Genomic DNA, 15,157 nt, shown 5'->3' on the forward strand with positions numbered 1-15,157 from the left:
TATGACGCAGTACGCTATCGTCACCGATCTCGATCGTTGCGTAGGTTGTCTTGCCTGTTCGGTTGCCTGCAAGGTAGTCAACGGCGTTCCGACGGGCTCGTTTTGGAACAAGACATTGCGCATTGGCCCGAATCCTCGAGAAGGCGGCAGTGGGCAATGGCCCGATGTGGAGCTGTATTTTCTCAATGTGCAGTGCCAGCACTGCGAGAACCCCGAATGCGTGAAGGTGTGCCCGACGGGCGCCTCGCACAAGACCGAGGACGGCACCGTGCAGATCGACAAGTCGAAGTGCATCGGCTGCCAGTTCTGCGCGATGTCGTGCCCGTACGGGGTGCGCTACCTCAACGAGGAGGAGCGCGTCGTGGAGAAGTGCACCTTGTGCGAGCAGAAGATCGCTCAGGGCGAACTTCCTCAGTGCGTGAGTCAATGCTGCGGTATGGCACGCTGGTTCGGCGATGCGGACGAAGGTATCGAAGGTTTCGTCGGGCCTCGCGGCGAGATACTGGGCGAGTATATATCGCCATTCTCGGATGATCAGGTGTATAGCCTGCCGGATGTGGGCAATAAGCCGTCGCTCAGGTACATCTTGCGCGATATGAAATGGCAAGGAGGCGGTGAATGATGGAACTGCAATGGCCTTTGATTTTGTTCACCACGCTGGTTGCGTGGAGCGCGGGGCTGTTCGGGACGCAGGCGCTGATGGCGGTGTTCGGCGTCGGGAAGAAGGCGCAGGTGCCGGCTTGGGTTTGCTCGGCCGTCTTGCTGGCGGCCGGCGGGATCGCGGTGTTCTTCCATCTCGAGCACTGGGAGCGGATCTTCAACGGGTTCGGGCACCTGACGAGCGGGATCACGCAGGAATTGATCGCGATCGTGGTGCTGGCGGTCGTCGCGGTCGCGTATCTCGTGCTCATGCGCAAGTCCGACGACGGCGCGAGCGTGCCGAAGTGGCTGGCCTGGGTCGCCGTCGCCTTGTCGGTGGTGCTCGTGGCCGTCATGGCGCACTCGTACACGATGGCCGCGAGGCCGGCGTGGGACTCGGTGCTCTGGATCCTCTACGTCCTCGGCAACGCCTGCGTCCTGGGCCCCGCGACTTTCCTCCTGGTCTTGGCTGCAGGGGGACCCGGGGACCAGCCCGCCGATCGCGCAGCCGACGCCGGGGCCCCCGCAGGTAGGACGGCCCTCGCCGGCGCCGCCCTCAACGCCCTCGCGGCCCTCGCCTTCGCGATCTTCCTCCAGCTCTCCGCCGGCTCCTTCGCCGACGTCGGCCTCTACTTCGACCCGACGCACCCCACGAAGGCCATGGCCGACGCCGCCGCGACGGTCGCCTCCCAGGCCCCGCTGCTATGGCTCGGCGCCGTGGCCGTCGGCGCGTTCGTGCCGCTGGCCGCCGCGTTCATGGGCAGGCGCACGGGGAGCTGGAAGCTCTGGGCCCCGGCCGCCATAATCGCCGCCCTCGTCGGCGCCGTCTGCATGCGCGTGGCCTTCTACAACCTGGGGCTCAGCGTGTTCATGTTCTACTAGCGCGTCCCCGGGTCGCGCCTGCGGGGGCGCCGCCGACCAGGCGAGCCGCCCCGCAGGCGCACGGGGTCGGGGCGCATCCCCCCCCCGCCGCCGCACGGGGGAGGGTTTCTCGAACGAATGTTTCACGTGAAACACTGCTCCCTCCACCCTCCCCGGCTCTCCGAGAGCGCGGTTCGCCATCCCCATACCCCCTTGCAAACGGCGAACCGCTCTCCCGGAGGGCCGGGGTCGTATCAGTCGATTTCTTGCACGAGGTTGATCAGCTCTTGCTGGGAGTGAATCCCCAGCTTTTGGTAGATGTGCTGGCGATGGGTGGAAACCGTGCTCTTCGACAGGCATAGCTGGTCTTGCACGTACGGCAGGTTGCGTCCCTTCGCGAACATGATGAGAATCTCGGTTTCGCGTTCGGTCAGACCGTACCGATCGACCACCTTCAGGCATTTTTCCTGGAAGCGGCGCTTGCGTTCAAGCGGAATGATGTCCATCGCTTTCAGCAGATCCGATTCGGTGAACACGGCGCTGCTCACCAGCAGAATGACCAAAGCCGAAACCAGCATGATGGGAAAAGCTGAAGCAAGCTGGATGCCGTGCTGGTGAAGCACGAACCGGCCCAGCAGCATGCCCAGCAGCGGTCCGACCGCCCATGCGGCACGCGCGAATGAAAACGTGCGTATCCTGACCGACGCGTATCGATTGCATATGCCCGTCACGATGACCCACATAAACAAGCTGAAGCATTGGTAGGCGGCCGCATTCGCGGCGTAGGGAAGGTAGGCCGACGAATCGGGGTATACGAGAGGCAGCGGCAGCAGAAGCGCGCCGATGACGAGGAACACGACGATCGCGTGGTAGCAGTTTTTCGCCATGCGCTCGGATCTTGAGTTGAGAAGGATGAGCGCGATGGCGATCGCTCCGGCGGTCACTCCGAATGCGACAAGGGCCTGGGTGAACGCGTAGACGGTGCCTCCGACGCTCGCGATGCCCATTTGTATGTAGAGGGTTCGGACGGCCTCGTTCGCGAATCCCACCAAAAGGGCGCACAGCCCGAGCCTCGTGACGAGGTGGGCCCAGTCGCGTCGCTCGAGCGGGTCTTCGATGGGCGTCTGCTGGTCGAGCGGGCATGGCGCCTCCTGCGGCGCCAACCCGATGTTCTTCATGCCGAACTCGAGCAATACGGCTGCGATCAGGGGCATGCTGGCGGCAAACACGCATGCCTCGAAAGGCGAGAACAGCAAGAACAGGGCGAAAAGAAGCGTCGACAGGATGTGGGCCGATGCGGCGCCCGTCACGATGGCGCGCATGGGCAGGAGGCTGAAGCTCATGCCGAATCTGATGAGGAACAGTCCCGAAAACACGCCCGACAAAACGCCCGCCAAGCTCACGAACGCGGTGCCCGCGATTCCCTCGAACCCCGCAAGCGGCATAAGCAGCGTGGACGCGCACACGCCGAAAGGGAGCAGGTAAAGCGACAGCTTGGATTTCAAGAAACGTCCCGTAGCCCTGTCGGCTATACCGGCAAGCGCAAGCGTCAACGTGACGGCGATGATGGATATCAGGTAGGTGGTATCGAGCAGGCTTTCGCCGTGATGGTAGCTTGCGAACAGGCTCATGCTCTTGAAGCTCATCGACACCCAGGCGATGTTGCAGCCCAGCGCTGCTCCTACGGTGATTTCTGCAGCTGTTGGGAAGACCCTTTTTGGATTGACCGGCTCCATGGATTTGTCCCCATCCCCCCCCGAATGCGGGCTTTCCGCCGTCCGCAAGCGAACGGCTCCGAGATGCCTATTGTACCGCGCTCTCGTGCCGGTCGAGTTCCGATTGCGACAAAAAGACTGGGAGATTTGGAAACGCGATCAGCGTTTCTCCAGGTGAACGGCCATCGTGCGATGCGCACGATACCGATTTGATCGAAAACGTGCGACCAGGCCGATGTGCGACGGCGACGGGATCCATAGGGTGAAGCGCATCGGAGAGGACGATGAAAGGAGGAGGAATGGGCGAACTGCTCATGACCCGACGTGCGTTTGCGAAGGTGATGGCCGTGACGGCTGCGGCCGCCGGTTTCACGGGGGCTCAGTCGGCGTTGGCGGATACCGAGCCGGCTGCCTCGTCGGGCGAAGTCAAGCGCATACGCTCGGCCTGTCGCGGATGCGGCAAGATGGAGTGCGGCGTTTGGGTGACCGTTCAGGATGGGCGGGTTGTCAAAACGGAGGGCGATGAAAGCGCTTTCCAGTCGGCGGGAAACCATTGCGCGAAAGGGCAGGCGTCCTTGCAGGCGGCGTATCATCCCGACCGTCTCATGTACCCGCTCAAGCGCACGAATCCCAAAGGGCAAGAGCCCGGTTGGGTGCGCATCAGCTGGGATGAGGCGTATCGATCCACCGTCGAGGCAATCCATAAGAACCAGGAAAAGTACGGCAACGAGACGTGCTTCTTCATGGGCGGCACGTCGCGTATCTGGGCCATGGGCCCTTATGGCGCGCTGAAGCAGTGCTTCGGGTCGCCGAACGGCATACAGGCCAACGAGATATGCAAAGGCCCGCGCTTCTACGCTACGAAGCTGAACGATTCGAACGCCTACAGCTGGATGGAAGTGGTGGGGCGTCCGCGCGTGTACGTGCAATGGGGCGGCGCGTCGGAGCTGTCCAATTACGACGATAGCTGTCGCACCACGGTCGACGTGGCGACGCGCGCCGACAAGCACATCCTGGTCGATCCGCGCCAGACGAACTTGGGGAAAGAGGCGGATATCTGGGTGAACCTTCGTCCCGGAACCGATGGGGCAGTGGCGAACTGCTGGGCCAACGTGATCATCGAGAACGAGCTGTACGACGATTTGTACGTACGGAAGTGGATGAACGCTCCCATGTTGGTGGTGGAAGATGAGAGCTTCGAGCCAACCCCTTCCTCGTCGAGCGCGCAGACGGCCAAGGTGCGTACGCGCCTTCTCAAAGAGTCCGACCTCGTCGAGGGCGGGGCGGATACCCGCTTCATGGTGCTCAACGAGATCACAAACGAGCTGAGCTGGTACGATGCCGGCGGCGACAACCCCGGCTGGGAGGGCGAGGACTGGGTTCCCGCAACCGAGGGCAAAGAAGCTCATCAGCCGGGATTGGATCTGACGGGTCAGACGCAGGGCTTCGTGCTTGACTACGTACCGTTTCCCGACGGGCTGCTTCCCGCGCTGCATACCCCCGAAGGCGGCTTCGAGGTGGAGTTGAAAGACGGCTCCAGCGTGCACGTGCGCACGGTGTGGGAGCGCTATATCGAGTTCTTGGAAGACTACACTCCCGAAAAGGTGTCGGAGATATCGGGCGTTGACGTCGAAGTGCTAAAAGAGGCGGCCATCACGTACGCAACGCGCGTCGACCCTTCGACCGGGTACGGCAATGGCGGAATCCAGTACATGCTGGCGTTGGAACACGCGTGCAATTCGACGCAGAACAACCGTGCCTGCGACCTGCTGGCGGGCATAACGGGCAACATGGACACTCCGGGCGGCATGCGCGGCTCGACTCCCGGTTGGCCCGTCTACGACCTCGGCATGTGCGTGCCCGACTCCGGCAAAACCACCGAGTACACCATCGAGAAGATTTTGGGCAAAGAGCGTTTTCCGATGATCGGCTCGGACTGCAACCCCAGCTGGGCGGATGCGACGTCGGTGTACGACGCTATCGAGAGCGGCGAGCCTTATAACGTGACGTGCGGCATCGGGCAAACGGGCGACTTCATGAACCAGTCGAACTCCCTCTTTGCCGCGGAGCAGCTTCAGAAGCTCGACTTCTGGTGCTCGATCGATCTGTGGCACACCCCGTGCGTGGATATGATGGCCGATATCGCAATGCCCGCCGCTCATTGGCTGGAGCTCGATTGCATTCGCAAAAGCCAGGGCTCGTCGGGTGCGTTCGGCGCTACGGTGAAAGCGGTGGAGCCTCCCGGAGAAGCGAAGAACGATCTGGAGATCGTGGTTGGCCTGTATAAGGCCGCCGGGGTCCCGTACTTCGACGAGGAGTATCACGGTGCGGCGTGGCTCGAGGGGGATGAAGCCGTGGACGCGTGCAACAACGTTGCGCTCAAAAGCTTCCGCATTCCCGATTGGAATGACTACAAGAAGGAATTCCAAGAGAAGGGCTGGTTCGATTCCAAGGTGGAGAAGCCCGACGATTGGGGCGTCTACCGGCGCTATCAAACCGGAAACGGCCACATCAACGGAGGGTTCCCGCCCAATCCGAACCAGCATCAAGGCTGGAACACGACCACGCACAAGCAGGAGATCTGGTCGACGGTGCTGGAATCATGGTTGCCCGGCGAGGGCGAGGAGTTCCCGAAATTCGTGGAGGCTCCGCATGGCCCCGTCGCCGACCCCGATTTGTTCACGGACGACAACTCGTTCTTGATGACCACCGGGCGTCGTCAAGGAACCTACTTCCATTCCGAGCACCGGCAGCTGCCATGGTGCCGCGAGCTGTGGCCCGTTCCTCGGCTTGAGATGAATCCCGTTGACGCCGAGCGACTTGGTCTCGAGCAGGGGGATTGGGTATGGATCGAAACCGATCAGCACAAGATTCGCGAAGTGGTCGATCTGTACTACGGCATCGCCCCGGGTGTGGTGAACGCCGAGCACCAATGGTGGTACCCCGAGCTCAATCAGCCCGATCACGGGTTCAAATTGTCCGGCGTGAACTGTTTGATCGATCGCCATGCCCAAGATCGCATCATCGGGTCGTCGAACCTGCGTGCTTACGGTGTGAAGGTGTACAAGGCCACGCCCGAGAATTCGCCGTTCGGCAACCCCGTGCCGTGCGGAGACGACGGGACGCCCATCATCCACACCTGCGACGATCCGCGCCTGAAGGAATGGCAACCGTTGTACGAGGGGAGGGAGTGACCTATGGCTCGTTATGCGATTCTGACCGATCTCAACAAATGCGTCGGCTGCCTTGCGTGCTCGATAGCGTGCAAGGTGGTGAACAGCGTGCCGGTGGGGTCGTATTGGAACAAGGTCTTGCGCATCGGACCGAACCCGCGCACCAAGGGCGGCCAATGGCCCGACGTGTACACCTATTTCCTCACCGTGCAGTGCCAACACTGCGAGAATCCCGAGTGCGTGAAGGTGTGCCCGACCGGCGCCTCTCACAAGCTGGAGGACGGCACCGTGCAGATCGACAAGTCGAAGTGCATCGGCTGCCAGTTCTGCGCGATGTCGTGCCCGTACAGCGTTCGCTACTTGAACGAGGAGGAGGGCGTCGTGGAGAAGTGCACGCTGTGCGAGCAGAAGATCGCCCAGGGCGAGCTGCCGCAATGCGTGAGCGAATGCGGCGGTCGCGCTCGGTTCTTCGGCGATTTGGACCAGGGGCTCGAGAGCTTTGAGGCGCCGGGGTGCGATCTGCAGGACCCGTCGTACGATGCGCAGGCGAAGGCCAGGATGAAGTGGGGCGATTTGATAGGCGACTCATGCGACTATCCGGTGAAGCCTTACGACGAGAACGAAGTGTACCACCTTCCCGACGTGGGCAACGCCCCCAGCTTCGTCTACATCCTGCGAAACGAGAAGTGGCAAGGAGGCGGTGAATGATGGAACTCCAATGGCCTTTGATTTTGTTCACCACGCTGGTGGCGTGGAGCGCGGGGCTGTTCGGGACGCAGGCTCTGATGGCGGTGTTCGGCGTCGGGAAGAAGGCGCAGGTCCCGGCTTGGGTTGCGTCGGCGGTGCTGCTCGCGGCCGGCGGGATCGCGGTGTTCTTCCACCTGGAGCACTGGGAGCGGATCTTCAACGGGTTCGGGCACCTGACGAGCGGGATCACGCAGGAATTGATCGCGATCGTGGTGCTGGCGGTCGTCGCGGTCGCGTATCTCGTGCTCATGCGCAAGTCCGACGACGGCGCGAGCGTGCCGAAGTGGCTGGCCTGGGTCGCCGTCGCCTTGTCGGTGGTGCTCGTGGCCGTCATGGCGCACTCGTACACGATGGCCGCGAGGCCGGCGTGGGACTCGGTGCTCTGGATCCTCTACGTCCTCGGCAACGCCTGCGTCCTGGGCCCCGCGACTTTCCTCCTGGTCTTGGCTGCAGGGGGACCCGGGGACCAGCCCGCCGATCGCGCAGCCGACGCCGGGGCCCCCGCAGGTAGGACGGCCCTCGCCGGCGCCGCCCTCAACGCCCTCGCGGCCCTCGCCTTCGCGATCTTCCTCCAGCTCTCCGCCGGCTCCTTCGCCGACGTCGGCCTCTACTTCGACCCGACGCACCCGACGAAGGCCATGGCCGACGCCGCCGCGACGGTCGCCTCCCAGGCCCCGCTGCTATGGCTCGGCGCCGTGGCCGTCGGCGCGTTCGTGCCGCTGGCCGCCGCGTTCATGGGCAGGCGCACGGGGAGCTGGAAGCTCTGGGCCCCGGCCGCCATAATCGCCGCCCTCGTCGGCGCCGTCTGCATGCGCGTGGCCTTCTACAACCTGGGGCTCAGCGTGTTCATGTTCTACTAGCGCGTCCCCGGGTCGCGCCTGCGGGGGCGCCGCCGACCAGGCGAGCCCCTCCGCAGGCGCAAGAGGGGGGGAGCCCCCCCGCCCCTCCTCGCCCGTGCGCGGCAACGCAGAATGTTTCACGTGAAACATCGGCAACAAAAGAACGAATGTTTCACGTGAAACATCCCAATTTCCCGGCCCTCCTCGAGCGCGATTCGTCTCCCCACACCCCCTTGCAAACGACGGATCGCCCTCGAGGAGGGCCGGGGCCGGGCTCCCGAGCGGGTTCCGGCGCCTCTTCTGCGACTTTTTCGACTTCGTGGCAAGCGGGCTCCCGAAGCCGGTTCTCCCATCAGGCGTTTCGCAAGCGCGAGAAAGCGCGCCGGCGGAAGCCGGCGGCCACGTGCGGGAGAAACCCCTGGTCGGCTTTCTCCCCGCTTGCCACGAAGTCGAAAAAGTTGCAGAAAGCAGACCAAACCTTGCAACGAGTCGCCCGCCGTCCTCATGAGCGTCCTCATGAGCGACAGGCCTCAATTCCGGCAGAACCTATCCCTCCACGCCGCTTTCTCGCTCTAGCAGGTCGATCAGCTCTTGTTGGGAGTGGACGTCGGTTTTGCGGTAGATGCTCTTCACGTGGCTCTTCACCGTCTCGTCGCCGATGACCAGCTCCTCGCGGATGTAGGCGCGGTTGCGCCCCTTCGCCAGCAGGAAGAACACCTCGATCTCGCGCGGCGACAAGCGGCAGCTGCGCGCCAGGCGCGTGCCCGCCTTCTCGAGGTCGGACGTGGCGTCGGCCTCCTCCATCGGTTTCACGAACCCCCAGCCCGTGTTCGCCGACCCGCTCCCCATCGCGAACAGCGCGATGATGAGGATCACGAACACGATGCCCGCCGACAGCATGGCCAGCCCGAGGTCGCCGTGCACCACGGTGAGCGCGAGGGCGGCCGCGACCGAGCCCACGAACTGCCCCAGCTGGATGCACAGCAGGCCCCAGCCCACCACCCAGCCGGTCGGCACGCCGCCGCGCGAGGCCAGCACGGGCCACAGCGCCCACAGCACGATGTAGAAGTACTGGTAGCCGAACTGGTGCACGGCGGTGCCGATGACGTTCCACGGCTCGTGCAGCGGCAGGAACAGGAACCCCGCCGCCATGAGCGGCAGCGCGATCTGGTACGTCAGGTGGTCGAAGTCCATCTTGTACACGCTCATCGTGACGAACACGGCCAGCGCGCCGCCTGCGATGGCGATGATGTTCAGCTGGTCGCGCACGCCGATCCAATCGTCGCCCACCGGGGCGATGAGCCCCTTCATGGCGCCGAACGACACGCCGAAGAACACGGCGATCACCATCATGCGCACCGGCGGCTTCTCGCGCACGCGCACGTTGCGCATCGCGCGCGGCGGACGCGGCACGCTGCGCTTGAAGTGGACGAAGCATCCCATGCTGACGAGGGGGAGCAGCGCCACCACGAGCTGCGCCACGTCGATGGGGAGCAACCGCACGAGCAGGTACGCCACCGCGGCGATGAGCAGCGACACCACGCTGTAGTTCACGGTGCGCTGCGACCCCAGCGACGCCAGCAGCTCGGCCCACAGCACCACGACGATGCCGCTGCCCACGCCGGTCAGCAACGATCCGGCCAGATAGAGGGTCGATGCGCCGTCACCCGTCCCGGCAAGCGCGGGGTGGGAGATGGCGACGGTGCCCAGCGCGGTGAGCACGGCGGCCAGCGGAGGAAGGCCCTTCACGTCGGACAACGGGTTGCGCAGGTAGGAGAGCGGCAGCAAAAACGCGATGGTCACCACGTTCGCCAGCAGCGACGTCACCCACAGCGGCTCGAGCGCGATCCCCGCAAGCCCCGTCGCCGCGCCCGCACCGACCGACGAGCCGAGCAGCGTTCCCTCGCCGTAGAACAGCGAGCTCCAGAACACGCACCAGATCCAGGTCCAATGGGCCGCGAACCCCAACAGGTCGGGCGTGCGCCACAGCTCCTTGCGCAACGATGGTGTCATCCGTTCCTCCCCTTGCATGCATCGAACGCCCGCAGTGCCCGCAGCGCGCGGATGGGCGAATCCGACAGCGATCCCCGCCAGAGATTATACGCGAGCGCATCACCCTTTGCCGCGCCGCCCGTGTGAAAAGCATCCCCCAGGTAGGGGGAAATCCGGGAGGGGAGGCGAAGTTCCCCCGGTCGACGGGATGATGACCTGCGAGGTCGGGCGTATGGTCGGCGCAACGCGGCAACAAGGGGCCGCGAGCAAGCAACGGAGGAGGGAATCACTCATGGAGGAAGAGAAGAAGCAGGGCCTTTCGCGTCGAGCGTTCTTGGGTCTGGGCGGCACCGCGCTCGCGGGTGCGGCCGTCGCCGGGCTGGCGGGCTGCGCGCCGCAGGGTTCCGCCGACGCGGGCAAGGCCTCGACGGCGGGCGCGGCGGATGGCGCGACGGGCGGCATGCCCGTGGCCGACAGCGGCGCTTCGGCCGGTCCCGACGTGGCCGGCATGCACAGCTGGGAGATCGCGCCCGAGGACATCCCCGCGGACAAGATCACGAACACCGAGGACTGCGACGTGCTCGTCGTGGGCGCGGGCCTCGGCGGCTGCTGCGCCACCATCGCCGCGCTCGAGGAGGGCGCGAAGAAGGTCATCACCATCGACAAGAACCCCGAGACGGTGGTCGCGCGCGGCGTGCACATCGCCGGCTTCCACACGAAGGTGCAGCAGGGTCTCGTGGACCAGGGCCTCGTCGAGGAGCCCGACTACAACAACGTCGTGCGCCGCTGGATCAACTGGGCGCAGGGCCGCGTGAAGGAGCCGCTGCTGTGGGAGTTCGCGCACAAGAGCGGCGCATGCTTCGACTGGCTGTACGACCTGGCCACCAAGAAGGGACTCGAGGCGCTGCTGTGGGACGGCTACTACAAGGGTCCCGACTACACCGAGTACCCGGTCACGCACATCTTCTACCAGGCCGACAAGTACGAGGAAACCATCAACTTCACCTTTTACCAGGGCTCGGGCGTGGGCGACGTGTACGGCAACGCGGTGCTCGTGCCGGCGCTGTACGACACCATCGAGGAGCTGGGCGGCGAGATCCGCTGGGAGACGAAGAGCGAGCGCCTCGTCCGCGACGGCGACGGCCCGGTGACCGGCGCCATCGTGGCCACCGGCAAGAACGAGTACACGCAGATCAACGCGAAGTCGGTCATCATCGCCTCGGGCGACTACGCCGCCGACGACGAGATGTTCCAGTACTACTCGCCCATGACCGCCTACGCTATGGACGGCCGCTTCTACAATCCGCCCGACGTCGACACCGGCGACATGCACAAGCAGGCCCTGTGGGCCGGCGCGGCCATGCAGAAGTCCGAGCCGCATTCGGCCGTCATGCACCTCGACTTCGGCGCGGCAAGCTACGGCTTCCTGCACGTGAACTGGGACGGCAAGCGCTTCAAGAACGAGGACGTGAACACCCAGTCGAAGAGCGTGACGAAGGCGCTGCAGACGCAGAAGGACGCCTGGACCATCTACGACTCCCATGGCCTCGAGCAGGTGAAGGCCCAGATGGACGCCGGCCTCGGCGGCGGTTTGCAGTGGGGTCAGCTCACGCAGCCCGTGGGCGGCGAGTACAACCTGGAGGCGCAGCAGATCGTCCTCGAGGGCGAGGTCGAGAGCGGCCAGACGCTGAAGGCCGATTCGCTGAAGCAGCTCGCCGAGAAGATGGGCGTGCCGCCCGAGAACCTCGAGGCCACGGTCGCCCGCTACAACGAGCTGTGCGATCTGGGCAAGGACCTCGACTACGGCAAGCGCCCCGAGGTCATGGGCAAGGTGCAGGATCCGCCGTTCTACGCCGGCAAGCTGGTGGCCAGCCTGCTCACCATGTGCGGCGGCCTGCGCACGAACACCGACTGCCAGGTGCTCGACGCCGAGGATCAGCCGATCGAGGGCCTGTACGTGTGCGGCTCGGCCGCCGGCGAGTTCTTCGGCGCGGGCGACTATCCCACCTACGTGCCGGGTATCGGCCACGGCCGCTGCGTGACCTTCGGCCGCATCGCCGGCATCAACGCCGCCGGCGGCGACGCCGAGTCGAAGATCCCCAGCCTCGACATCTAAGCCATCCCTCCCGGGTGCCGCTTCCCTGCGGCCCCGGGCCCCATCGACGAGCCGCCGCCCCCTCCCTCCCTGGGGCGGCGGCTTTTCCGCGCGCAAGGGGGGCACCCTCTTTGCCCCCCCCCTCCCCGCGTTTTCCGCCGCCTCGGTCGCGATCGGCTATAATGCCTGCTAAGGGTTCCAGCAGAACGGGGAAGACGTTTGCCGGCATTGCGGCGAAGCATACAATCGAGCGCGCGCGAGCTCGCGCGCGTCATCGCGCGGGACGGGGCCGCGTCGTTCGTTCTCGCGGTCGTCGGGCTGGCCTGCTGCTTCGTGTTCTGCAGCATGGGCTCGTCGGTGGAGACGGTGGCCATGCGGTCTTCCGAGCTATTCGCCCCGTCGGGACAGGCCGACGCGCTGCCGACGTTCGCCGTGACGGCGGGGTCGCTTGCCGCCTACGCGCTGTTCGGGTGGGCGCCGCTGCGCGCGGTCGATCGCGTGCGGGGGTCGATGCCCGTCTACGCCGTCTGCTGCGTCGCGTTGGCGGCGGTGTACGCGGTGACGTCCCTGCCGGTGCTGTCGGACGCTTCCGGCGCGCGGGCGCTCTTGCTCGTGCTGCGCGGCTTCCTGGGCGTGACGACCCTCGTGAGCTGGTTCGCGTTGCTGGGCGATCGTCCGCGCCTCTTCCAGGTTTCCGCGATCGCCGTCGCGTTCGCGGCGACCGCGCTGGCGGATCTCGCGTTCCTCGCGCTGCAGGCGGCCGTGGGGTTTGCGCTGCTGGTGGCGCTGCCCCTGCTCTCCCTCGGGGCGTACCGCGTCGTCGCGCGGAAGCGCTCCGGCGCGGGCGCGGCTGCAGCTGCGCCGGCAGGTGCGGCTTCAGCCGCAGCCGTCGGCGACGCCGAGCCGTCGCGCGCCGCATCGGGCGGCGTGGCGCGCGTGTTGGGCTCTCCCATCCTGTTCTGCCTGCTGGCGGGGGCGGTGCTGGGGTGCATCCAGGGCGTGGGCGCCGACCTGGTGCTTGCGCACGAGCAGCTGGCCGGGGGATACGTTGCGAACAACCTGCTGGTGGCCGCAGCGCTGGCCATCGCCGCGGCGCTCGTCGGCGGGGGCGCGGCGTTCGCGCACGACGGCGACGACGCGCGGCTGCTCGCCTATGCGCGGCTGACGGTCATCGTGGCGCTCGTGCTGGCGCTGTGCCTGGCCAACGTGCTGATGATGTCGGGCACGTTCGTGTCGCTGACCGCCGCGAAACTGATCGGCGCGTTGCTGCTGGCGTACGCGTGGTTCGCGGCGTGCGCTCGCCCGGGCGCGCGAGCCGTCCGCGCCCTTACGCGGATGCTCGTATGCTGGCAGGTGGCGGCGGCGCTTTTGCAGGCGGCCGTCATGGCGATGGCGGGCGAGGGGCCCGTGCAGGTGGTGAACGTCATCGTCGTGATCCTGCTGGGCGCCGTGCTGGTCATGCAGCTGTTCCCGCTCTTCCTGTCGAGCCGCCCCGCCACGTTCCCCACCGGGCCTTCGAACGGCCAGACGCGCTCCCAAGCGCTTTCGATCTCCGCCGACGAGGCCGACTTGGCGCTCGTCGAGCGGTTCGCGGACGAGTACGGGCTCACGCCGCGCGAGCGCGAGCTGCTGGGGTTCTTCGCCCAGGGGTACTCGGTGGCCTACGCCTCGGAGCAGCTCGTGCTGTCGCCGTACACCGTGCGCACGCACCTGCGCAACATCTACGTGAAGACGGACACGCACTCGCGCGACGACCTCCTGGCGCTGCTGAAGACGTACTAGGCCGACGCCGCGACGCGCGGGCTCGCGCCGGCGCCGCGATGGCCGGCCGCCTCCTTCTCCGCCTGCGCCGCGGCCGCAAGGCGCCGCACCGCATCGTCGTACCGGTGCCCGCCTTCGCACGTGAGCTTCCAGCGGTCCCCTTCGCACGTCGCCCAGCCCGCTTCGGCCAGGCGCTCGAGCTCGGCGCGCAGGGGAACGGGCAGGCTCGCGCCGAAGCGGCGCTCGTGCTCGGTGTGCGAGAACCCCTCGGCCGCGAACAGGCGCCCGGCCACGTAGCGGCACGACGCCTCGACGGGTGTCAGGACGTCGGCGGCCGCCGTGATGGCGCGGACGTCTTCGGCGTGCGCCAGGTACCGGGTGAGGTCGCCGGTCGAGCGCGACACGACGCCGTCGAGCTTCGACCAGGCCCCCGCGCCGACGCCGAGACGGTCAACGTCGTCGCAGCGCGCCCGCTGGCTCGCCCGCAGCGTGCCGTCCGCGCTGAACAGGTGCTGCGTCACGCGGGTGAAGCCGCCGGCGACGAGCTGCTCTTCGCCGGCCGCACGCAGGGCCAGCCGCTCGTCGTCGGTGGGCCAGGCCTTGCGCGGCAACGCGTCGAAGCGCTCGGGGTGCTCGGCGTAGCGCTCGTGCAGCGCGCTTCCGGGCCGCAGCCGCAGCGGGGCGAGCGCGATCTCGCGCGCGCCGAAGCCGACGGCGTTGACGATGGAGGTGGACAGGTTGACGCGGTTCTGGCCGGGCAGGCCGTACAGCAGGCTCATGCCCAGGCCGTCCCACGAGCAGAACGTCAGCAGCTGCCGCGCGTCGATGTAGCTGTTCATGGGGTAGCAGAGCCCCAGCGCGTCGTGCTGCACGCCGTCGAACGTCTCCTGTCCCAGCTCGAGGAACGTGATGCCCGCTTTGCGATAGTGCCCGAGCGCGTCGAAGCTCAGCCCCGCGCACGTCGCTTGCAGGGCCGCGTCGGCATCCGGCGCCACCTCGAACGCGTTCCGCAGCTCGTCCATGACGCGTGCGAGGGCTTTGGGCGGCATGAGCACGGGCGAGCCCCCGGAGAAGCGCACCGACATCACGATGCGCCCGCGCGCCTCGGGCGCGGCCGCGCGCAGCTCGCGCACGAGCGCGTCGGCGTAGCGTTCGAAGTCGGCCACCCTGCCGGTGGCGACGAGCGAGTCGCAGTAGTCGCAGCGGCGGGGGCAGTACGGGAAAGAGAGGTCGACGTGCAGCTCGTTCATGGGGCGCTCCATCCTGGGTCCGGGGGAGGGGCTGCGGTGCGGCCGCAGCGTTTCGTTCCGCTTCGATGATAGCGAGGAAGGCCGT

10 protein-coding genes are annotated in these 15,157 nt (G+C 66.3%); 7 read left to right on the top strand and 3 right to left on the bottom strand.

Features of this window, described 5'->3' with window-relative positions; genetic code table 11:
- The first annotated feature begins 1 nt into the window (after position 1).
- Positions 2-622, top strand: coding sequence for a 4Fe-4S dicluster domain-containing protein (locus tag ELEN_RS02560; RefSeq protein ID WP_009608020.1), 621 nt, complete (start codon positions 2-4; stop codon positions 620-622).
- Positions 622-1,521 (top strand): dimethyl sulfoxide reductase anchor subunit family protein, encoded by a 900-nt coding sequence (locus ELEN_RS02565; protein WP_041691698.1) that lies wholly within the window; start codon positions 622-624, stop codon positions 1,519-1,521. Before ELEN_RS02560 ends, ELEN_RS02565 begins: the two co-directional genes overlap by 1 nt.
- A 233-nt stretch (positions 1,522-1,754) precedes the next feature.
- Here ELEN_RS02565 and ELEN_RS02570 read toward each other — a convergent pair whose 3' ends face one another.
- Positions 1,755-3,236 (bottom strand): helix-turn-helix transcriptional regulator, encoded by a 1,482-nt coding sequence (locus ELEN_RS02570; RefSeq protein WP_015760019.1) that lies wholly within the window; start codon positions 3,234-3,236, stop codon positions 1,755-1,757.
- Positions 3,237-3,514: 278 nt separating this feature from the next.
- Between ELEN_RS02570 and ELEN_RS02575 the strand changes: the two genes are divergently transcribed.
- Genes ELEN_RS02575 through ELEN_RS02585 form a run of 3 tightly spaced genes read left to right on the top strand, consistent with a single transcriptional unit; the run spans position 3,515 to position 7,995 of the window.
- On the top strand, positions 3,515-6,409 hold the full coding sequence (locus ELEN_RS02575) for a molybdopterin-containing oxidoreductase family protein (RefSeq protein WP_009608048.1): 2,895 nt from the start codon (positions 3,515-3,517) through the stop codon (positions 6,407-6,409).
- 3 nt (positions 6,410-6,412) lie between these two features.
- Entirely contained in the window at positions 6,413-7,096 is a 684-nt protein-coding gene (locus ELEN_RS02580) for a 4Fe-4S dicluster domain-containing protein (RefSeq protein WP_009607966.1), read from the top strand.
- Positions 7,096-7,995: a dimethyl sulfoxide reductase anchor subunit family protein gene (locus ELEN_RS02585; RefSeq protein ID WP_041691699.1), complete on the top strand. Its 900-nt coding sequence runs from the start codon at positions 7,096-7,098 to the stop codon at positions 7,993-7,995. Before ELEN_RS02580 ends, ELEN_RS02585 begins: the two co-directional genes overlap by 1 nt.
- Positions 7,996-8,520: 525 nt before the next feature.
- Here ELEN_RS02585 and ELEN_RS02590 read toward each other — a convergent pair.
- Entirely contained in the window at positions 8,521-9,987 is a 1,467-nt protein-coding gene (locus tag ELEN_RS02590; RefSeq protein WP_015760021.1) for a LuxR family transcriptional regulator, read from the bottom strand.
- 271 nt (positions 9,988-10,258) lie between these two features.
- Here ELEN_RS02590 and ELEN_RS02595 point away from each other — a divergent pair, with 271 nt between their 5' ends.
- A complete protein-coding gene (locus ELEN_RS02595; protein WP_009608185.1) occupies positions 10,259-12,082 on the top strand; it encodes an FAD-dependent oxidoreductase in 1,824 nt (607 codons plus the stop codon).
- Between the two features lie 198 nt (positions 12,083-12,280).
- On the top strand, positions 12,281-13,843 hold the full coding sequence (locus tag ELEN_RS02600) for a helix-turn-helix transcriptional regulator (protein ID WP_015760022.1): 1,563 nt from the start codon (positions 12,281-12,283) through the stop codon (positions 13,841-13,843).
- Here ELEN_RS02600 and ELEN_RS02605 read toward each other — a convergent pair.
- On the bottom strand, positions 13,840-15,072 hold the full coding sequence (locus tag ELEN_RS02605) for a coproporphyrinogen-III oxidase family protein (protein ID WP_015760023.1): 1,233 nt from the start codon (positions 15,070-15,072) through the stop codon (positions 13,840-13,842). The genes ELEN_RS02600 and ELEN_RS02605 overlap by 4 nt on opposite strands.
- Positions 15,073-15,157: the final 85 nt, after the last annotated feature.

This window comes from Eggerthella lenta DSM 2243 (assembly GCF_000024265.1).
Classification (GTDB): Bacteria; Actinomycetota; Coriobacteriia; order Coriobacteriales; family Eggerthellaceae; genus Eggerthella; species Eggerthella lenta.